Source organism: Rhizobium sp. 268, assembly GCF_036571585.1.
Lineage (GTDB): Bacteria > Pseudomonadota > Alphaproteobacteria > Rhizobiales > Rhizobiaceae > Rhizobium > Rhizobium redzepovicii.
The window spans coordinates 254,823-275,275 of sequence record NZ_JAPPSO010000007.1 but is presented as its reverse complement, the minus strand read 5'-3'; the positions used below and the strand labels follow the sequence as shown (position 1 = coordinate 275,275).

The 20,453-nt window shown below is 61.0% G+C and carries 18 protein-coding genes; 4 read left to right on the top strand and 14 right to left on the bottom strand.

Going from position 1 to position 20,453, the window contains the following annotated elements; translation table 11 throughout:
• Window positions 1-314: 314 nt before the first annotated feature.
• Complete coding sequence (locus OS035_RS16110) at window positions 315-578, top strand: hypothetical protein (protein ID WP_097629256.1); 264 nt, start codon at window positions 315-317, stop codon at window positions 576-578.
• A gap of 178 nt (window positions 579-756) precedes the next feature.
• Here the strand turns inward: OS035_RS16110 and serA are convergent, their stop codons facing one another.
• The 14 genes from serA to ybgC all read right to left on the bottom strand — a co-directional run bounded on the left by serA (window position 757) and on the right by ybgC (window position 17,117).
• Entirely contained in the window at window positions 757-2,352 is a 1,596-nt protein-coding gene (serA, locus tag OS035_RS16105; protein ID WP_097629255.1) for a phosphoglycerate dehydrogenase, read from the bottom strand.
• Between the two features lie 145 nt (window positions 2,353-2,497).
• Window positions 2,498-3,676 carry a phosphoserine transaminase gene (locus OS035_RS16100; protein ID WP_097629254.1) on the bottom strand — a complete coding sequence of 393 codons (1,179 nt, stop codon included), beginning with the start codon at window positions 3,674-3,676 and terminating at the stop codon, window positions 2,498-2,500.
• A 182-nt stretch (window positions 3,677-3,858) separates the two neighbouring features.
• Window positions 3,859-4,695 carry an outer membrane protein gene (locus OS035_RS16095; RefSeq protein ID WP_097629252.1) on the bottom strand — a complete coding sequence of 279 codons (837 nt, stop codon included), beginning with the start codon at window positions 4,693-4,695 and terminating at the stop codon, window positions 3,859-3,861.
• A 573-nt stretch (window positions 4,696-5,268) separates the two neighbouring features.
• Window positions 5,269-6,621, bottom strand: coding sequence for a phosphoglucosamine mutase (gene glmM / locus OS035_RS16090; RefSeq protein WP_097629251.1), 1,353 nt, complete (start codon window positions 6,619-6,621; stop codon window positions 5,269-5,271).
• 244 nt (window positions 6,622-6,865) lie between these two features.
• Window positions 6,866-8,797, bottom strand: a complete 1,932-nt coding sequence (ftsH, locus tag OS035_RS16085; protein ID WP_003590353.1) for an ATP-dependent zinc metalloprotease FtsH — start codon at window positions 8,795-8,797, stop codon at window positions 6,866-6,868.
• A 97-nt stretch (window positions 8,798-8,894) separates the two neighbouring features.
• Complete coding sequence (gene tilS, locus OS035_RS16080) at window positions 8,895-10,355, bottom strand: tRNA lysidine(34) synthetase TilS (RefSeq protein WP_097629250.1); 1,461 nt, start codon at window positions 10,353-10,355, stop codon at window positions 8,895-8,897.
• 11 nt (window positions 10,356-10,366) lie between these two features.
• A complete protein-coding gene (ybgF, locus tag OS035_RS16075) occupies window positions 10,367-11,356 on the bottom strand; it encodes a tol-pal system protein YbgF (protein ID WP_097629249.1) in 990 nt (329 codons plus the stop codon).
• Between the two features lie 159 nt (window positions 11,357-11,515).
• Complete coding sequence (gene pal / locus OS035_RS16070; protein WP_097629248.1) at window positions 11,516-12,049, bottom strand: peptidoglycan-associated lipoprotein Pal; 534 nt, start codon at window positions 12,047-12,049, stop codon at window positions 11,516-11,518.
• A gap of 153 nt (window positions 12,050-12,202) precedes the next feature.
• A complete protein-coding gene (gene tolB / locus OS035_RS16065) occupies window positions 12,203-13,510 on the bottom strand; it encodes a Tol-Pal system beta propeller repeat protein TolB (protein WP_097629247.1) in 1,308 nt (435 codons plus the stop codon).
• 20 nt (window positions 13,511-13,530) lie between these two features.
• Entirely contained in the window at window positions 13,531-13,944 is a 414-nt protein-coding gene (locus OS035_RS16060; RefSeq protein WP_097629246.1) for a TonB C-terminal domain-containing protein, read from the bottom strand.
• The gene (locus OS035_RS16055; RefSeq protein WP_097629245.1) at window positions 13,945-15,084 is read right to left on the bottom strand and encodes a hypothetical protein; all 1,140 of its coding nucleotides are present in this window, start codon (window positions 15,082-15,084) and stop codon (window positions 13,945-13,947) included.
• Between the two features lie 8 nt (window positions 15,085-15,092).
• Entirely contained in the window at window positions 15,093-15,548 is a 456-nt protein-coding gene (gene tolR / locus OS035_RS16050) for a protein TolR (RefSeq protein ID WP_003542730.1), read from the bottom strand.
• Window positions 15,549-15,566: 18 nt separating this feature from the next.
• On the bottom strand, window positions 15,567-16,286 hold the full coding sequence (gene tolQ / locus OS035_RS16045) for a protein TolQ (RefSeq protein WP_003582115.1): 720 nt from the start codon (window positions 16,284-16,286) through the stop codon (window positions 15,567-15,569).
• A 375-nt stretch (window positions 16,287-16,661) separates the two neighbouring features.
• Window positions 16,662-17,117 (bottom strand): tol-pal system-associated acyl-CoA thioesterase, encoded by a 456-nt coding sequence (gene ybgC, locus OS035_RS16040; RefSeq protein WP_097629244.1) that lies wholly within the window; start codon window positions 17,115-17,117, stop codon window positions 16,662-16,664.
• Between the two features lie 163 nt (window positions 17,118-17,280).
• On the opposite strand from ybgC, the gene OS035_RS16035 reads away from it, so the two are divergent.
• The 3 genes from OS035_RS16035 to OS035_RS16025 all read left to right on the top strand — a co-directional run bounded on the left by OS035_RS16035 (window position 17,281) and on the right by OS035_RS16025 (window position 20,424).
• The gene (locus OS035_RS16035; RefSeq protein ID WP_097629243.1) at window positions 17,281-18,501 is read left to right on the top strand and encodes an NAD-dependent epimerase/dehydratase family protein; all 1,221 of its coding nucleotides are present in this window, start codon (window positions 17,281-17,283) and stop codon (window positions 18,499-18,501) included.
• 184 nt (window positions 18,502-18,685) lie between these two features.
• The gene (locus tag OS035_RS16030; RefSeq protein WP_097629242.1) at window positions 18,686-19,510 is read left to right on the top strand and encodes a glycosyltransferase; all 825 of its coding nucleotides are present in this window, start codon (window positions 18,686-18,688) and stop codon (window positions 19,508-19,510) included.
• Window positions 19,507-20,424, top strand: a complete 918-nt coding sequence (locus OS035_RS16025; RefSeq protein WP_097629241.1) for an NAD-dependent epimerase/dehydratase family protein — start codon at window positions 19,507-19,509, stop codon at window positions 20,422-20,424. The genes OS035_RS16030 and OS035_RS16025 overlap by 4 nt, the downstream gene beginning before the upstream one ends.
• The last annotated feature ends 29 nt before the right edge of the window (window positions 20,425-20,453 follow it).

Below are 20,453 nucleotides of genomic sequence, written 5' to 3'. Positions count from 1 at the left end.
CCTTGGAAGCGGGGGTGCGGCTCAGGTACCGATCAGCTTGTTGCAGGCGAATGCGACGCTCGGATTGGCGATGATGGCGGTCAAGAGCGCCAGTCCGATTATCGAGAATGAATAGCGTTTCATAGACATCCTCCTTTCCAGCCCAGGTGAATTATGACGGTTCGGCCGCCATTCTCAAAATGACGAATGCTTGAGCGGGGGAGCCGGCTCGCCAGGAAATCATTCGATAGAATAATTTACACGCCGTGGAACGTTTCGCTCAATCATGCGTTGCAGGTGGTGAATGTCGCAATCGAATTACTGCGGAGGGTTTCATGGCCAGGTTCGGAACGACAGCGGATTACAGCAGGATCAGACACTGGATTGAGGAACGCGGCGGCCATCCCGCCCGTGTCAAGGACGCCCGGGATAGCGAAACCGTCGGCATCGATTTCTCGTCGGCGCCGATGGAAGAAATTTCCTGGGACGAATTCTTCCAGGGTTTTGACGGCAGCCGGCTCGCTTTTCTACATCGCACCAAGGCAGAGGACGATGCCGCCCGCCTCGGCCGGATCGTCCGCCGACGCAAGCACCACTGAATTCCATTCCTAACGCAGCAAAAACCCGGCGCCGTCCAGCGCCGGGTTTTTGCTGTTTTCCTTGGGAGGAAGAAACTTAAAGCGCGTCGCAGTTAACTTGATTCATGCGACGCGCTTTTAGCTCTTCGTTTTATGTATGTCGTTATCCGGGAACCGCTGCGCACTTCCCGCCGATGCATTAGTCGATATTGAAGGTGAGCAGCTTCGCCTGGCGGATCGCCTGGTGGGCGGTCAGCTGCCCAAGCACGGCGTCATCCACCTCGCCGTCGACATAGAGCAGCGCGATGGCGTCGCCGCCCTGCTTGTCGCGGCCGAGCTGGAAGTTGGCGATGTTGACGCCGGCAGCGCCAAGCGTCGTGCCGATGAAGCCGATCATGCCGGGAACGTCGGTGTTGGTGATGTAGATCATATGCGAGCCGACATCGGCATCGAGGTTGATGCCCTTGATCTGGATGAAGCGCGGCTTGCCATCCGAAAACACCGTGCCGGCGACCGAACGCGTCATGCTCTCGGTCGTCACCGTCAGCTTGATATAGCCGTCGAAGACACCCGTCTTGTCGCGCTTGACCTCGGAAAGCACGACGCCCTTTTCCTTGACCATGATCGGCGCCGAAACCATGTTGACGTCGGCGACCTGCGGGCGGATGAGGCCGGCAAGCACCGCGCTCGTCAGCGCCCGGGTGTTCATGTTGGCAGTGATGCCGTCATAGAGGATCTCGATTTCCTTGATCGGCTCTTCAGTGACCTGGCCGACGAAGGCGCCGAGAACATCAGCAAGGCGGATGAAGGGCTTCAGGATCGGCGCTTCTTCAGCCGTGATCGACGGCATGTTGATGGCGTTGGAGACCGCGCCCTTGACGAGGTAATCGGCCATCTGCTCGGCCACCTGGAGAGCGACGTTTTCCTGCGCCTCGGTCGTCGAGGCGCCGAGATGCGGCGTGCAGACGACGTTCGGCAGCCCGAAGAGCGGGCTTTCCTTGGCGGGCTCGACTTCGAACACGTCGAAGGCGGCACCCGCGACGTGGCCGGACTTGATGGCTTCGGCCAGCGCTGCTTCATCGACCAGGCCGCCGCGGGCGCAGTTGATGATGCGCACACCCGGCTTGGTCTTCGCCAGCGCTTCCTTGTTGAGGATGCCGCGTGTCTTGTCGGTCATCGGCACGTGCAGCGTGATGAAATCGGCCCGAGCGAATAGCTCGTCCAGCTCGACCTTGGTGACGCCCATCTCCTCGGCGCGCTCCTTGGAGAGGAACGGGTCATAGGCAACGACATGCATCTTCAGACCGATGGCGCGGGCGCAGACGATCGAGCCGATATTGCCGGCGCCGATGACGCCGAGCGTCTTGCCGGTGATCTCGACGCCCATGAATTTCGACTTCTCCCATTTGCCGGCCTGCGTCGAGGTATCGGCTGCCGGAAGCTGGCGGGCGACGGCGAACATCAGCGCGATCGCGTGTTCGGCCGTGGTGATCGAATTGCCGAACGGCGTGTTCATGACGATGATGCCGCGGCGCGAAGCGGCCGGAATATCGACATTATCGACGCCGATACCGGCGCGGCCGACGACCTTGAGGTTCGTCGCTCCCTGGATGATCTTTTCCGTCACCTTGGTGGCGGAGCGGATGGCGAGACCGTCATACTTGCCGATGACGTCGAGCAGACGGTCCTTGTCCTTGCCGAGCTGCGGTTCGAAATCGACTTCGACGCCGCGGTCGCGGAAGATCTGGACGGCGGTTTCCGACAATTCGTCGGATACGAGAACGCGAGGTGCCATTGTGGCCTCCTTCAAAAGTGTTCAGCGATGGATGAAATCAGGGATGCCAGAGCATGATGCCGAAAAGTGTATGCGGTTTTCGGACGACATCATGCTCTTATTCTTTGATCCACTCCGCCCTGTGGCGGAGTCGGACGCGATCACGTCAGGCGGCCGCCTGAGCGAGCTGCGCCTTCTGGGTTTCGAAGGCCCAGGAAAGCCAGGGCATCAGCTTCTGCATGTCGGATGCCTCGATCGTGGCGCCGGCCCAGATGCGCAGGCCGGACGGCGCGTCGCGGTAATGGCCGACGTCATAGGCAACGCCTTCCTTTTCCAGCAGGCCGACCAGGCCCTTGGCGAAAGCCGCCTGGCCGTCTTCGTCGAGCGCCGCGATGTCCTTGTCGACGATCTTCAGGCAGACGGAGGTGTTGGAGGCCGTTTCCGCCTTGACGGCGAGATTGGCGATCCAGTCGTTTGACAAGACGAAATCATGGATGACTTTGGCGTTGGCATCGGCGCGCGCAATCAGCGCCTTGAGGCCGCCGAGGCCCTTTGCCCAGACAAGCGCATCGATATAGTCCTCGACGCAGAGCATCGACGGCGTGTTGATCGTCTCGCCCTGGAAGATGCCTTCCGTCAGCTTGCCGCCCGAGGTCATGCGGAAGATCTTCGGCAGCGGCCAGTCGGGCGTATAGGTGGTGAGACGCTCGACGGCGCGCGGCGAAAGAATGATGACGCCGTGCGCGCCCTCGCCGCCCAGAACCTTCTGCCAGGAGAAGGTGACGACATCGAGCTTGGCGAAATCGAGTTCCTGCGCGAAAGCGGCCGAGGTGGCATCGCAGATCGTCAGACCCTTGCGGTCGGCAGGGATGAAATCGGCGTTCGGCACGCGTACACCCGAGGTAGTGCCGTTCCAGGTGAAGACGACGTCGCGGTCGAAATCGACGGTCGAAAGATCGGGAAGCTCGCCGTAACCGGCTTCGAGCTTGCGCACGTCCTTGAGCTTCAGCTGCTTGACGACATCGGTCACCCAGCCGGCGCCGAAGCTTTCCCAGGCAAGCATGTCGACGCCGCGTTCGCCGAGCAGCGACCAGAGCGCCATTTCGACGGCGCCGGTATCGGACGCCGGAACGATGCCGATGCGGTAATCCGCCGGCACGTCGAGAATTTCACGGGTAAGGTCGATGGCCTGTTTCAGCTTGGTCTTGCCGACTTTCGCGCGGTGCGAACGGCCAAGGGCCGCGTCGGAAAGAGCGTCTAGCGACCAACCGGGACGCTTCGAGCAGGGGCCAGAAGAAAAATGAGTATTATTCGGACGGATGTCCGGCTTTGCGGTCTTCGCCATGATGCTATCCTCTCAGATAGAAAGCCCTTCGTTGGGGAAGGGTGTCCCGCCGCCGTGTGTATGGATAGCAGGCGTCTTAGTCAAGATCGAAGTGTCGCAGAGAGAGGATATTTTGACGCAGGCACGCTTGACGCAGCAAAGCCGCCCGGGCGGGCGGCTTTTCTGATGGGCGCGAATTGAGCTTACTTGTAGACCGCCGGCTGCAGCGGAATTTCCGGCGGCGGTTCGTAGCTCGCCTGGGCGCATCCGCCGAAGAGGTAGCGGCCACCGACGCGGACTTCATGGGCGCTGAGGCCCTTGTCTCGGCCCGGACCGCCATTTTCGGCATAGCCGAACATGTTGCCGCCATCGATATGCAGGTAGCGGTAGCCGACATCGGCCTTGAAGTTGCAGGTCACGTCGACCGAGGCGCCGGCCATGAGGGCGTAAGTAAAGCGCCAGTTGCCCTTGCCGCCATGGGTGACCTGATCGTCGCAGAAGCTGCCGTCATCGGCGCAGGCGACGTTGCGCAGGTTCTTCCACTTCACATAGGAACCACCGATACCGGCGCCGACATAAGGCGTGACATAGCCATAGGTGCCGAGATCGACATAGGCGTTGGCAAGCAGCGTGTAGGCGGTCAGCGAAGAGCGGTCGGTCGACGTGCAATCCACCAGCGGGAAGCCGCACTGCCCCACAGTCGAGCCCTTGAAATCAGCCTGCGTCAGATAGTCGAAGGTCAGATCGGTGCGCAGATAGCTATTGATCTGATAACCAACGCCGCCGCCGATCGTCCATGCGTCGTCGAGGTCAGCATCGTCGAAATCGACCTCGGTAGCGTTGCTGCCCTGGAAATAGCGGGCGCCGCGCAGATCGGTGAAGGCATAACCGACATCGCCGCGCAGGTACCAGCCGGTCGCTTCGCTGACCGTGACTTCGGGCGGCTGCTCCGGGATCGGTTCGGCAGGGGCGAGGTCCGCGGAATAGGCGTTTGTCGCGATCAACAATGCGGCGAAGATGCCGGACAAGCTTCTTTTCATGGATCCCACTCCAAAATTCGTTGAGACGGCAGGCTCAAGTCGCTGCCAAACTGATACGCTTCGGATGGATAATGAACGGGAAACGTTAAAAGCTGCTTAACCACGATTATTTACCGTAGATCCTGAAGCTTCCGGTAGAGGAAACATGAATTGCCGCGGTAAATCTTTGAAGAGACGCCCTTATGAAGGCGATTTGGCTGGTTAACGGAATTAACAAAAGAGCCGACACCTCCCACAATCTTTGTCTTGCCGTGGCACGACTGTGAGCATCACTGGCGGGTGATAAGTTGGCGAGAACGTTAACCCCCACCCACCCTCTTTCCTGTGCTCGTCACAGGAATCCAGTGCGCCCAAGTCCTTGGGCGCGGAAAACTTCCTTAATTTGCATGGGAGTCATTCACGGCACCGACGCGCCGCGGCTGGATTCCTGTGACATCCCTGGGGCGAAGCCTGAGGCCACAGGAATGAGGGCAGATGGGTTTATACTTGCGCTAGATTTCTGCCGTAGAGCGTAGCGCCGAACGACGCTGCGCGAGCAAGCACGCCGACCAGCCCTCATGTATCTCCAAAGAATCAGGCGGCAGTCCGCACGTTCGAGATCATGCCGATCAGCTCGTTGACGATTCGCTCGATCTGGGCGCGGTCGTCGCCCTCGGCCATGACGCGGATCAGCGGCTCGGTGCCCGAGGGGCGAATGACGAGGCGGCCGTTTTTGGCCAGTTCGGCTTCGGCATCGGCGATCGCCTTCTGCACCTGGATATCCTCCAGCGGCTTGCCGCCGCTGATGCGGACATTGCGCAGCAGCTGCGGCACCGGCTCGAAGCGGCGGCAGACCTCGCTGACGGTCCGGCCGGTCCGCTTGACCGCGGCCAGGATCTGCAGCGCTGCGACCAGACCGTCGCCAGTCGTGCCGTAGTCCGAGAGCACGATGTGGCCCGACTGCTCACCGCCGACATTGTAATTGTGCTGGCGCATATGCTCGACGACATAGCGGTCGCCGACCCGCGTGCGGGCAAGCGCCATGCCGCGCTCGTCGAGGAACCGCTCGAGGCCGAGATTGGACATCACGGTGGCGACGATGCCATTGCCGCGCAGCTGCTGGCTCTCGGCCCAGCTCTCGGCGATGACGGCCATCAACTGGTCGCCGTCGACGATCGAGCCGTTTTCATCGACGATGATGACGCGGTCGGCATCGCCATCGAGCGCGATGCCGATATCGGCGCGCACTTCGTCGACTTTCTTCTGCAGCGCGACCGGGCTGGTGGAGCCGCAATTGAGATTGATGTTGGTGCCGTTCGGCTCGTTGCCGATAGTGACGACCTCGGCGCCGAGCTCCCAGAGCACGGCCGGCGCCACTTTGTAGGCGGCACCATTGGCGCAGTCGATCGCGATCCTCAAACCCTGCAGCGTCACGTCGCGCGGCAGCGTGCGCTTGGCATGTTCGATATAGCGGTCATGCACGCCATCGACGCGTTTGGCGCGGCCGATATCGTCGGATTTGGCAAGCTGGGCGTTCAGGTCCTTTTCGAGCAGATCCTCGATCTCGGCTTCGAGGTCGTCGGAAAGCTTGTAACCATCAGGGCCGAAGAGCTTGATGCCGTTATCCTCGTAAGGATTGTGCGACGCCGAGATCATCACGCCGATATCGCAGCGCAGCGAGCGCGTTAGCATGGCGACGGCAGGCGTCGGAATCGGCCCGAGAATGAAGGCGTCGAGGCCGGCGGCCGTAAAGCCAGCGACCATGGCGTTCTCAAGCATATAACCGGAAAGGCGCGTATCCTTGCCGATGACGACGCGGTGGCGGTGGTTGCCGCGGCGGAAGATCGTGCCGGCGGCAATGCCGACCCGCATGGCGAGATCCGGCGTCATCGGGAAGACGTTGGATTGGCCGCGAATACCGTCCGTACCGAAATAGCGTCTCTTCATCTGCACTCCTGCGCTTTCCGCGCGCCATTCAAGGCAGCGCACCGTTCCAAGCGAATCCGGCTTCCATGGAATGTCGTCAATCCAGGAGCGTGATTCACGCTTGCCTCAATTCAGCGGAATGCCACAAAATGCGGCGATCGGCACGTAAATTAGCAAGAAAAATGATTATATCCCGTTACCAAATAGAAAAGGCCGGATCTCCCCGCTGGGGAAATCCGGCCTTGTTCACAATCGTGCAAGCCGCTCAATGCGGCTGCGGTTCAAGGCCGGCTTCGGGCTCATCACCCTTGGCGGCAGGCCGTGCGCCGGCTTTTGGAACCGCCGAGCCGCGGCTTGGCGGTGAATCATCGCCGAGATCGCGCGACGGCTTCTCGCCGCGAATCAGCGCCTTGATCTCTTCACCGGTCAGCGTCTCGTATTCGAGCAGACCTTCGGCAAGAGCGACGAATTCGTCGTGCTTATCCGTCAGGATCGTGCGGGCCTGCGTATAGGCTTCGTCGATCAGGCGGCGCACTTCATTGTCGATCTTCTGCGCGGTTGCTTCCGAAACATTCTTCGATTGCGAAACCGAGTGGCCGAGGAAGACCTCCTGCTGGTTCTCGCCATAGGCGACTTGACCGAGCTGGTCGGAGAAGCCCCATTGCGTGACCATGGCGCGGGCAAGCTTGGTGGCCTGCTCGATGTCGGAAGAGGCACCCGAGGTGATGTTCTCCTTACCGAAGGTAAGTTCTTCGGCGACACGGCCGCCCATCATGATGCAGAGGCGCGACACCATCCACTTGTAGCTCATCGAGTAGCGGTCGCCCTCGGGAAGCTGCATGACCATGCCGAGCGCACGGCCGCGCGGAATGATCGTCGCCTTGTGCAAAGGATCGGCGACGGCGACATTGAGCGCGGTGATGGCGTGGCCGGCCTCATGGTAAGCAGTGAGCTTCTTTTCCGCCTCGGTCATGGCCGAGGATCGGCGCTCGGCGCCCATCATGATCTTGTCCTTGGCGTCTTCGAATTCCTGCATGGTGACGACGCGCTTGTTGCGGCGGGCCGCCATCAGGGCGGCTTCGTTGACGAGGTTCATCAGATCGGCGCCGGAGAAACCGGGCGTGCCGCGGGCGAGAACCTTGAGATCGACATTCGGCGCCAGCGGAACGTTGCGGGCATGCACCTTAAGGATGCGCTCGCGGCCGACGATATCCGGGTTCGGAACCACGACCTGACGGTCGAAACGGCCCGGACGCAGAAGCGCCGGGTCGAGCACGTCGGGGCGGTTGGTGGCGGCAATCAGGATCACGCCTTCATTCGCCTCGAATCCATCCATCTCGACCAACAGCTGGTTCAGCGTCTGCTCGCGTTCGTCGTTGCCGCCGCCGAGACCGGCGCCGCGATGGCGGCCGACGGCATCGATTTCGTCGATGAAGATGATGCAGGGCGCATTCTTCTTCGCCTGCTCGAACATATCGCGCACACGGCTAGCGCCGACGCCGACAAACATTTCGACGAAGTCGGAACCGGAAATGGTAAAGAAGGGCACGTTGGCTTCGCCGGCGACCGAGCGGGCGAGCAGCGTCTTACCGGTGCCCGGAGGGCCGACGAGCAGCACGCCGCGCGGGATCTTGCCACCGAGACGCTGGAACTTCTGCGGATCCCGCAGGAATTCGACGATTTCTTCGAGATCCTGCTTGGCCTCGTCGACACCGGCGACGTCTTCGAAGGTGACACGGCCATGTGCTTCTGTCAGCAGCTTGGCCTTCGACTTGCCGAAGCCCATCGCGCCACGCGAGCCGCCCTGCATCTGCCGCATGAAGAACAGCCATACGCCGAGGATGAGCAGCATCGGCAGCAGCGTTCCGAGGTAGCTCAGAAAGCCGGAGGAACCATCGGTCTCCGGACGTGCAGTGACAGCAACGTTTTTGGCCTGCAGGCGATCGAGCAAGCTGTCGTCGATAACGGGCGAATAGGTCTGGAAATTATTGTTATTCTCCAGATATGTTCCGCTCAGCCGGTTGCCGGTGACCACGACGTCCTTCACGCGGCCCGCATCGACCTCACGCAGGAACTGCGAATAAGGGATTTCGCGGGAGCCCGTCTGCGCCGGCGCCGTCTGGAACATACTGAATAGGGCGATCAGCAGAAGCGCTATGATCGCCCACAAGGCGAAATTACGTAAGTTAGGGTTCATTGAACTCCCCAGCACTGGAACAGCCGCCTCATGGCGACCGTCTTATTCGTTTCTAACATAGGGTTGCGCCGTGCGATTGCCAAGGCGACACCCCAGGTCAGATGGTTTTTCCGTCAATACTTCTTAAAGGCGGCCTCGCATAGGGCGCCGTCGCGAAAACCGCCGAAAGCCTGTTGGCAAAGATGAAATCAAATCGTGTCAAAAAGCGGTCGAAGGGTGCGAAATAGGGCGTGAGGTGGATCGCTTCGGCGGTTTCCGCAGATAGAGGGACCTCTTGCGCCGATATGGCCGGCGCCGAGGCGATTGCACGCTTCCATGCGGCCTTGGGAAGGTGCCCGATATGATGCTCCCTTATTCCTGTGCTTGTCACAGGAATCCAGCTACCGCGCGTCCGCGCGGTGATTGACCCCATAAAGTGCAAACTGTCTTTCGCGGCCAAGGACTTGTTCGCACTGGATTCCTGTGACAAGCACAGGAATGAGGGGGAGTGTGTAGCGGTGGTTTCTATTATAATCGGAGCCGCCGACCCATTGCGCGCCACAAACCTCCCATCCCACACGCCCGCCTCCCCGGGCTGCAAGACCAGCGGCAAGATCCCGCGGCTTTCGCGCGTGAGGTAAAGCCCGTCCCGTCTGAGATCGAAGACCACCCGGCCGACCGTCATCCGCCCCGGCTCCCCGCCGGCGGCAAATGAGAGAAGGCGCTCAATCTGCGCCCTCCCCGGCGCAAACGGTTGCCCACCGAAAATGGCCGTGAGACGACCGAGCACATAGTCGAGAACGGCGCGATCCTGCCGCAATCCGTCAGGCACCACCTGCCCGAGCAGGCCGCCGTGAAGCTTGAAATGGTGATCCAGCCATTCGGCTCCCTTGGCCGAAACAGCCAGTCGCTCGTCCCAGACGGCACTGACATTCGCCTCGGCACCGGCATCGGCCAAAAGCTGCCGGCGCACCCGCACACGCTCGTGCTTCACATCTTCATTGCTCGGATCGTCGATCCACTTCACGCCCCGCTCGTTGAGGAAAGCGCGGATGTCCGCCCGGCTGGAAAAGAGAAGCGGCCGCAAGATCCAGAAACGCCGATCGAAGAGCACCGCGTCGGCAATGCCTGATGAAACCTGCTCCGTTCGCACGCCGCGCATGGCAAGTGTTTCGCGCTGGTCGTCGAATGTGTGTCCGGTGACGATGAGATCGGCGCCAAACGCTTCCGCCGCTTCGGCGAGCAAGCCGTAACGCGCCTCGCGGGCCGCGGCCATGATGCCGGTTTTCGGCTTGTCGCCCTGCCAGGTCATGCTGGTGTGGGCAATGCCTAGCGACGCGCAGAGGGATGCGACTTCTCGCGCCTCGTCTGCGGAGCCGGCGCGCAACGCATGGTCGACGGTCGCAGCGCATAGGGAAATTTTGAAATGGGGCGCGGCCTTCACGGCTTCATCGAGAAGGAGAAGCAGGCCGGTGGAATCGCTGCCGCCTGATATGGCGACGAGAATACGTGCGGGGCTTTGAAGCGACGTGAGAAACTGGAGGATCGCCTCTCGCGGCGATCGGGCTTCCGGAGACATGCCGGAAGACCTTAACAGGCGAGGCGCTTCTGTTCGCTCGCAACCTTGCTTATGACGGCACGCGAAGCCTTCGGATAACGCTTCGAGACTTCGCGCAACGTCGCGCAGGCCGTCTCGGTATTGTCGAGGGCGGCCAGCGACATGCCGAGTTTCAACAGCATCTCGGGCGCCTTTTCGGATGTGCCGTATTTCTGGTGCGCATTGAGGAATGTCTTGGCCGCCTCATTGTACTTGCCCTGCGAATAGAGCGCTTCGCCGAGCCAGAAATTAGCGTCCGCCGCCCGCGCGCTGCTCGGGTAGCGGGTAATGTATTGGGTGAATTCCTGTTCGGCGGTGCTGTAATCGCCGGACAAGACATGTCCATAGGCCGCCTTGTACTGGTCCGCCTCACCGCCGAGCGAGGCAGTCTGCTGCGGCGCTCCGGGATTGGCATCGGGTATCGGGCCGGAGCCCACGCCCGCATTTGCATCAACGGTTCCGCCGACCGGATTGCCGTTCTGATCGAAATCGATCGAGCCGAGCTCCTTCGGCGGCTGGCCGAGGCCAGTATTGCTGGGCACGTTGGTGGAGGGAGCCGTCTCGGCTCCCTGCGGTGCTTGGATCACCCTGGCAACGTCATCGCTGCCGGACGCTGCGGGAGCGGTATCGGTCTCGCTCTTTTTCACAGGAGCTTTGGCACCGCCGCCGCTGGCACCCGTCTTTTCCAACTGTTGGAAGCGGAATTCATTGTCTTCCTGCTGCTTGCGGATCGTTTCCTGCATCTGCAGCAGCTGGAAGCTCATCTCCTCGATCCGGCCATTCAGCTGCCGAAGCTGCTCTTCGAGCTGCTGCACGCGCATCTCGGCATCGCCGCTCTGCACCTTGACAACAGGCGGCGCCGCTTGGTTTTCCGCGGACCGGCCGCCGAGATGCAGCCCAAAGAACGAGGCGGAATAGGCCGCCCGTTCGCTCCCGGTCACAGCCGCGAGGCACAGCATGCCTGCCACGACAAGTTTCTTCATATGTATCGTCCTGTCCCAGTGATTCTTCGCACCTCGATGGCACGAACAGGAGATTTTTCCAATTGCTGTCAAAAAGCAACGGAGTCTGGCCAAAGTGTGGTCAAAAAGAAAGGCGGTCCCCGAGAGGACCGCCTTCCGAAAGTGACCGAAATCGGCAGATTACATGCCGGCGCCGCCGAGAACCGTGACCGCGCGGCGGTTCTGCGACCAGCAGGAAATATCGTCGCAGACGGCAACCGGACGTTCCTTGCCGTAGGAAATCGTCTTCAGGCGCTGCGCCGGAACGCCGCGCGAAGCGAGATAATCCTTGGCGGCAGCCGCACGGCGGGCGCCGAGCGCGAGGTTGTATTCACGCGTGCCGCGTTCGTCGGCATGGCCTTCGACGGTGATCTGATAATTCGGGTAGCGGGCGAGCCACTGGGCCTGGCGGTCGAGCGTCTGCGAAGCATCGGCGCGGATCGACGAGGAGTCGGTGTCGAAGAAGATGCGATCGCCGACATTGACCGTGAAGTCCTGGGCAGAGCCCGGCGTTGCGGCACCGGCGCCGAGGCCGATATCGCCAGCGTTATTCGGCATGCCGCCGTTCTTCTTGGCGCAGCTCGCAAGAGCGAGACCGGCGACAAGCGCGATCATGACGGGGTTGCGGGCGAAATTCTGCATGCGGCTCATTGCCGGGGTATGAATTCGGCTCATGGCCGGTCTCCTTGCGGGTTCATCAGGGTTTCCGGACAGTAACCGCACTCGGTTAACCGCCCCTCAAAGATTATGGTTAACAATTTATTGATTTGTCCCGTAGTCGCCGGGTTTCCATGATTCTGAGGCGACATGAAGGCATTCCCGCGCCTGCTACTCCAGAAGCGGCGACCAAGCCGGGTCGGAACCGTAGCTCGGCGTTTTGACGAGTTGTTCATTATAGCCGGTCAGATCGATCGAATAGAGCTGCGGCCCGCCAGCGCCTGCCGCCTGGCGGAAGAACATCAGCACGCGGCCGTTCGGCGCCCAGGTCGGGCCCTCGTTGTGGAAGCCGGTCGTCAGGATGCGTTCGCCAGAACCATCCGGTTTCATCACGCCGATCGAGAACTTGCCGCCGGCCTGCTTGGTGAAGGCGATGAGATCACCGCGCGGCGACCAGACCGGCGTCGAATAGGAGCCGTCGCCGAAGGAGATACGGGTCTGGCCCGAACCGTCGGCGTTCATCACGTAAATCTGCGGCTTGCCGCCCCGGTCGCTCTCGAAGCTGACGCGGGCACCGTCGGGCGAATAGGAAGGCGAAGTGTCGATCGCAGCCGTCGAGGTCAGGCGCGTCGTCGTGCGCGAGCGCAGATCCATCGTATAGATGTTGGAGTTGCCTTCCTGCTGCAGGCTCATGATCACCTTCTGACCATCGGGCGAAAAGCGCGGCGAGAAGGTCATGCCGGGAAAATTGCCGACGACTTCACGTTGCCCGGTTTCGAGCTGCAGCAGATAGACCCGCGGCTGCTGGTTGGCAAAGGACATATAGGTGACTTCCTGCCGGCTCGGCGAGAAGCGCGGCGTCAGCACGAGATCGCTGCCATCCGTCAGCATACGCACGTTGAAGCCATCCTGATCCATGATCGCCAGCTGGCGCTTGCGCTGCTGCTTGGTGCCGGATTCGGAGACGAAGACGACGCGGGTGTCGAAATAACCCTCTTCGCCGGTGATCTGCTTGTAGATCGCATCGGCGATGATGTGAGCCACCCGGCGCCAGTTCTCCGGCTGCGTATAGAATTGCTGACCGGTCATCTGCTGCCCGGCGAACGGGTCCCAGAGCCGGAATTCGGCGCGAAGACGGCCATCCGCTTCCTTGGTAACCCGGCCGGTAACCAGTGCCTGCGCATTGATGACCTTCCAGTCTTCGAAGCGCGGCGCGGCATCAGGATTGGAAATCTTTTCGATGAAGGCGGTTTTGTTGATCGGTGCGAAGAGACCGGACCGCTGCAGGTCTGCGGCGATGACTTGCGAGACCTGCGCGCCCAAATCACCCTGGAAATCGGTCACCGCAATCGGCATCGGCTGGACATTGCCTTTTCGGATGTCGAGGGTAACCAGCGCGTTGGCCGGCGTTGCAAAGACGGCAGTGGTTATCAGACCGACTGCAACCAAAATGGCGCGAAAAAAGGAACACTTTGTCATACCAAACAGCCTTTCAGCATCTATGGAGTCGGATCGCCGGATTCAAAGCGCAGGACGACTTCGTTCCAGGATTCGTATTTTTCTTTCGGGAGCATCGGGAATGGCAATGAGCGCTTCACCGCCCGGAGAGCCGGAGCCGACAGGCTTTTTCGAGCAGCTTCGTTGCCGCCCGAGGCTATTGCCTCGGGTGAACCAACGATCGCCCCATTCTTGTCGAGCCGCAGATGGACGGTGATCACAACTCTGCCGCCCCTCGCCTGCCCGGGAGGAACATTGAAGGAGGAAGCAATTGCGTGCTGTAAATCCAAGGCTGACTTCTTGGAGGTCGCCGCGTCCACCGACTGTGCCAACGCCTCAGGCGCACAAGCCAGAATCGCTCCAAGCATGATAGCGGCTGCAAAAGGCTTGTTGCCATGGGACAGATCCGTCAGCATCTAGATTCCCATAGAACTCGGATCGAAATTCAGGTCGAACTCATTCCAAGCCTCATACTTGTCCTTCGGAAGCATCGAGAAGGGGGCGGACTTCATGACAGCTCTATAGGCCCCGCCTTCCAACGCACGGCGTGTGGCATCGCTGCTACTGCCGCCCGATGACTCGACTTCTGGCTGACCAATAATATTGCCATCCTTGTCGAGTTTCATATGCACTTTGATGACCATGCCGGAAAGGCCTTCCATCCCAGGCGTGACAAGCCAATTGCCCTCGATCAAGCCGCGCACCGCATCTTCTTCGCTCTGGCTGAGTTTGGAACCACCATTGCTCTTCTTCGCACCAAGCGACGCTTCCTGCGTCGAGCGCTTGGCGCCACCGGCGGAAGGATCGGTCTTGTTCAGCAAGATCGAAATCTCGTCGGCATTGAAGTCGCTCTTCATCGACGAGGCGGATTTCGCCGTTTCCTGCTTCTTGTCCGCCTTCTTCTTGTCGGTCGGCATGTCGGCGGTCTTCGGCTGGTCGGGGGTCTTTTCCGGCGGCTTTTCGGCGGGCTTCTGCGGTTCCGGCGGCTTCACCTGCGGCTTGGCGACGGGGGTCGGCACATTGTCCGGCAGTGCCTCGGCCTCCGGCTTCGGCGGTTCCTCAGGCTTGGCCTGCTCTTCCGGCGGCTTTTCCTCCGGCTTCGGCGGCGTCACTTCGACGGGCTTCGGCGGCGGTATGGAAGCGACCTCCTTCGGCTGCTCGACTTCCGTTTCCTCCTTGACGATGTCCTTGACGTCGTTCGGCTTCGGATCGGTCTTCGGCATCGGCTTTTCGCTCGAATTCGCCGCGGCGGCCTCGCTGTTGCTCGGCTTGGCGTTCGGCACCGGCGGCGTCTTCAGGTCGACATTGTTGTCGCCGGCATTCTCGGCCGGCTGTGCGATCGGCGGACGTGTCGTCGGTACCGGCGCAGACGTCTCCTTCTTCGGAGCCTTCTTGTCGCCCTGCTGCATCTGGGTAATGGATTCCACCGGCACGAGATCGACCGGCATCGCCTCGAAATCCTCCACCTTGAAGGATTCCGGGGCGCTAAGCGACACCATCGCCCAGGTAAGCACCAGGCAGTGCAGAACAGCAGATGTGACGACGCTGGTCTTCATCTTGAACGCTATTGGTCCTTCTTCTGCTGCGTCACGAGGCCGATATTCTTGAAGCCTGCGCCCTGAATACGGGCCATGACGTCGGCGATGACGCCATAAGGCGCTGTCGCGTCACCACGCACGAAGATCCGTTCGTTATAGCCTGTGGTGGCGATCGCCTCGAGCTTGGCGGCAATCTCGGCGGCCGGGATCGGCGTTTCCTGCAGGAACACTTCGCCGTCGTTCTTGACGGAGATGGTGATCGGCTGCGTCTCGGAATTCAGCGCCTTGGCCTGCGTTTCCGGCAGGTCGATCGGCACGCCGACGGTCATCATCGGTGCCGCGACCATAAAGATGATCAAAAGCACCAGCATGACGTCGACGAGCGGCGTCACGTTGATTTCGGAAATCACGGCCCTGTTCCGACCGCCGCGACGGCGGCGTCCGCCGCCCCCGCCGCCATTGCCTCCAACAGCCATACCCATGTCAGTATACTCCGCTGGTTACTGAGCTGCAGCGCGCGGCTGCAGCTTCTCGTCGATCTGGCGCGAAAGTATGGCGGAGAATTCATCCGCGAAACCTTCCATGCGGCCCGAGAGCTTGCCGGCATCGGCAGAGAACTTGTTGTAGGCGATAACCGCCGGAATAGCGGCAACGAGGCCGATGGCGGTTGCAAGCAGCGCTTCGGCGATACCGGGCGCAACGACCGCAAGATTGGTCGACTTCGAACCAGCGATCGCCTGGAACGAGGTCATGATGCCGACGACCGTGCCGAAGAGGCCGATGAACGGACCGGCCGAACCGATCGTCGCCAGCGATCCGAGGCGAGCGCCGAGAAATTCCGATTCGCGTGAAAGCGTCACGTCCATCGCCCGGTCGATACGCATCTGCAGGCCGATCGGCGAACGGGCGCCGCGCTCGAAGGATTTCTTCCACTCGCGCATCGCGGCCACGAAAATCGCCGCCAGCCCCGTATTGTTGCGTTCCGACAGCGAGCGATAGAGTTCTTCCAGCGACTGGCCCGACCAGAACACCTGCTCGAACTTGTCGAACTGGCGCCGTGCGCGGCCATAGGCCAGGTATTTGTCGATGACGATCGCCCAGGTCCACACCGAAGCGGCGATAAGCCCGAGCATGACGAGCTTGACGACGATACCGGCCTGCATGAAAAGCGACCAGAGGCTGACGTCCGTCGTTGCTGCTGCCAATCCTACTTGTTCCATTGATCCAAAATCCCCGAATCCAAACGCCCGGTGCTGGACCGGGCGGCACAAAGTGATCTCGCAAGAAGTGTCCGGCGGCCGCCGCCCAAAGCCCTGGTCAAACTTCCAAGCTCATCTTCCGCCTTCTTGCCGTCAAATTTGGTCAAAGGAAGGCGTGCACCGCACAAACTCCGACTTTCCCAGTAAGACACTATCATGGTTAATAGATCGTTAGTGCCTGACTGTGACAGTAAGCCTGTGTTTGGAAGATTTCGTTCCATGGTTTACTTGACCGGAGTAAGATCCGGCTGCCGAAAGAGCGCTCATCCTGCAGCGCGGGAATTCCTTCACATAAAGCTCAAGTTTTGACAAGCCTGAATTCCGCGCGATTCGCGCCTATAGCGGCGTGCTGCCTTCCAGGAATTTCGCCGCCAGCGTTTCCGGCAGCCGCCGCGGCCGCCCCTTGGCGTTGATGACGGCGATGATCACCTTGGCTGATATCAGCAGCGTTTCGCCCGAGCGGATCTGCTGATTGAGCACCATCTTGGCACCGCCGGCTTTTTCCGTGTGGGTCAGGATGGTCAGCACGTCGTCCATGCGCGCCGGGCTCTTGAAGTCGATCTCCATGCGGTGGACGACGAAGACGAGGCCCTCCTCGTCGGCGCTGACGAGTTCGCGCTGCTCCACGCCGAGGCAACGCAGATAATCGGTGCGGCCGCGCTCGAGGAAATGCAGGTAGCGGGCGTGGTAGACCAGACCGGAGAAGTCGGTATCTTCATAATAGACCCGTTGCACGAGGCGGTGTCCGGCCTCGGTCAGCTCCCCCGAAATGGAAAATGGGCGCTCCGTCATAATTTTCTCCAAACTGCGGTGCCCTCTTTGGCGCAACGCTTCCCGACAGGCAAGCACTGAATGACCGGTAGGCAGGCATTGAATGCCCCGCCGGTAGGCATTGAATGATTGTCATAATTCCTAACTATTCCCGATATTGAGCGACAGATCAGGAGACGATGTGATGAAGATTGCGGTTATGGGCGGAGACGGTTTCATTGGCTGGCCAACGTCGCTGCACCTCTCCGATGCCGGGCATGACGTTCATATCCTCGACAATCTCTCACGCCGCTGGATCGACACGGAACTTGGCGTTCAGTCGCTGACACCGATGGATTCGATCCAGGAGCGCACCCGCATCTGGCATGCCGAAACCGGGCGCCGCATCCACTTCAACCTGATCGATCTCGCCAAGGACTATGAACTACTGAAGAACTGGCTTTCCGAACACCGCCCGGATGCTGTCATCCATTTCGCCGAGCAGCGGGCCGCGCCCTATTCCATGAAAAGCGACCGCCACAAGAATTACACTGTTAATAACAACGTCAGCGCCACCCACAACCTCTTAAATGCGCTGACCGAGCTCAATCTCGACGCCCATCTCATCCACCTCGGCACCATGGGCGTCTACGGCTATTCGACGGTGGGCGCAGCAATCCCCGAAGGCTACCTGCCGGTCGGCATCGAAACCGCGGCCGGCGAGACGGTCAGCCAGGAGATCCTCTATCCCTCCAATCCCGGCTCGATCTACCACATGACCAAGTGCCTGGATCAGCTTCTCTTCCAGTTCTACGCCAAGAATGACGGGTTGAGGATCACCGACTTGCACCAGGGCATCGTCTGGGGCACGCATACCGAGCAGACGCGCCGCCATGCGCAGTTGATCAACCGCTTCGATTACGACGGCGATTACGGCACGGTGCTGAACCGCTTCCTTATCCAGGCGGCGATCGGCTATCCCTTGACGGTACATGGCACCGGCGGCCAGACCCGCGCCTTCATCCATATCCAGGATTCGGTGCGCTGCATCGAACTGGCGCTGAAAAACCCGCCCGCCCGCGGCGCCCGTGTCGAAATCTTCAACCAGATGACGGAAACCCACCGGGTGCGCGACCTTGCCCAGATGATCGCGGGGATAAGCGGCGCCGACATCGCCTGGCTGCCCAACCCGCGCAAGGAAGCCGCCGAGAACGAGCTGATCGTTCAGAACGAGAAATTCCGCATTCTCGGCCTCGAACCGATCACGCTGGAAGCAGGCCTTCTCGGCGAGATCGTCGACGTGGCGAAGAAATTCGCCTATCGCGTCGACCGCTCGCGCGTGCCGGCCGTCTCCGCCTGGACCAAGGACATCGCCGCGACGATCAACCACGATCCGGAAGGCAAGCGACTGAAGTCAGTGTCATGAGTGATGGTTTGCTATTGAGGCGCCACCAGTCCAACGATCTCTCCCTCATTCCTGTGCTTGTCACAGGAATCCAGCGCGCCCAAGTCTTTGGGCGCTGGAGAATCATTCACGGCGCGGACGGGCCGTGGCTGGATTCCTGTGACAAGCACAGGAATGAGGGCGTGCAAGGAAGTCGCCGGCGCCGATGACCTCTACCTCAAACCTCGCCTATGTCACCCTCGTCACCAATCCCGACTACGCCATGGGCGCCACCGCCCTGGCGAATTCTCTCCGTCGCACCGATACCAGCGCCGACATCGTCGTCCTCCACACCGGCGGCGTCGATGCAACCGCCCTCGCCCCGCTTGAAACTCTCGGCTGCCGCCTCATCGAGGTCGAGCACCTGCCGCTCTCCGATGCCTTCAACGAACGCCACGCCCGCGGCCAACTCCATTCCGCCGCCCCCTTCACCAAGGGCCGCAAGCCGGACTTCCATTCGCCGCTCGACAATTTCTGCAAGCTCAGGCTGTGGCAGCTCGTCGAATACGAACGCTGCGTCTTCATCGACGCCGATGCCCTCGTGCTGAAGAACGTCGACAGGCTTTTCCTCTATCCGGAATTCTCAGCCGCGCCCAATGTCTATGAAAGCCTTGCCGACTTCCGCCGCATGAATTCCGGCGTCTTCGTCGCCACCCCATCGCATGACACATTCCGGCACATGCTCGAAAGCCTCGACAGGCCGGGCGCCTTCTGGCGGCGCACCGACCAGACCTTTCTCGAGACGTTCTTCCCGGATTGGCACGGCCTGCCGGTCTATTTCAACATGCTGCAATATGTATGGTTCACCATGCCGGAGCTTTGGGACTGGAAGAGCGTTTCGATCCTGCACTACCAATATGAAAAGCCGTGGGAAAAGGATCATCCGAAGGCAGCGCGGCTACAACCTTTGATCGATTTGTGGCACCGTTTCCACGATGGCGGCGATCCGCCCGAGATCGCGGCGCTGGCCAATCCGGAAGGAGCAGCATGAAGGTACTGGTATCCGGCGGAACGGGTCTCGTCGGCCGCTATGTCGTCGAGGAACTTTTGAGCGCCGGTTATCAGGTGATCGTCGGCGGGCGCCGTGCGCCGCCACCTCGTCTCTTCTCCCGCCCGGTTGAGTTCGCGGCACTTTCGCTCGATCCCAATAAGGATCAGATCGACATTTTCGACGACGCCTATTTCTTCGTCCACGCCGCCTTCAACCATGTTCCGGGCAAATATCGCGGCGGCGAAGGCGACGATCCAAAGAGTTTCCACAGGTTGAACCTCGACGGCACCGTCCGCCTTTTCGACGCCGCCAAACGCGCCGGCACGCGCCGCTGCATCTTCCTCTCCAGCCGCGCCGCCTATGGCGAACATTCTGAGGGAACCGAGCTCGCGGAAACGATGCTGGCCAAGCCGGAAACGCTCTACGGCCAGGTCAAGCTGGATGCCGAACGCGCGCTTGCCCACCTCTCCACTCCAGGTTTTGCCGGCGTAAGCCTGAGGGCGACCGGCGTCTACGGAGATCTCTCGCCGAACAAGTGGGACGGCCTCATCGCCGATTACCTCGCCGGCCGGCCGGTGGTTTCGCGTGTGGGGACGGAAGTTCACGGCCACGACCTCGGGCGTGCGGTACGGCTGATGCTGGAGACGGAAAGCACCCGCATCTCCGGCGAGGTCTTCAACGTCTCGGACATATCAGTCGACACGCGCGACATCCTTTCAGCCATCCGACGCGAGACCGGCTGTCGGCACGTGCTGCCGCCACTCGCCGACAGGGCGGCGCTCAATCCCATGAGCACGGCGAAAATCCGCGCGCTCGGCTGGATGCCGGGCGGAGCCCCGCTGTTCGAGGAAACGATGCAACGGCTCGCCGCGGCGCTGCCGGCGGCCCCGGAACACAGGTCCACGCAAGTCTGACGTTGCAGAATGCGCCGAATTGCAATCGG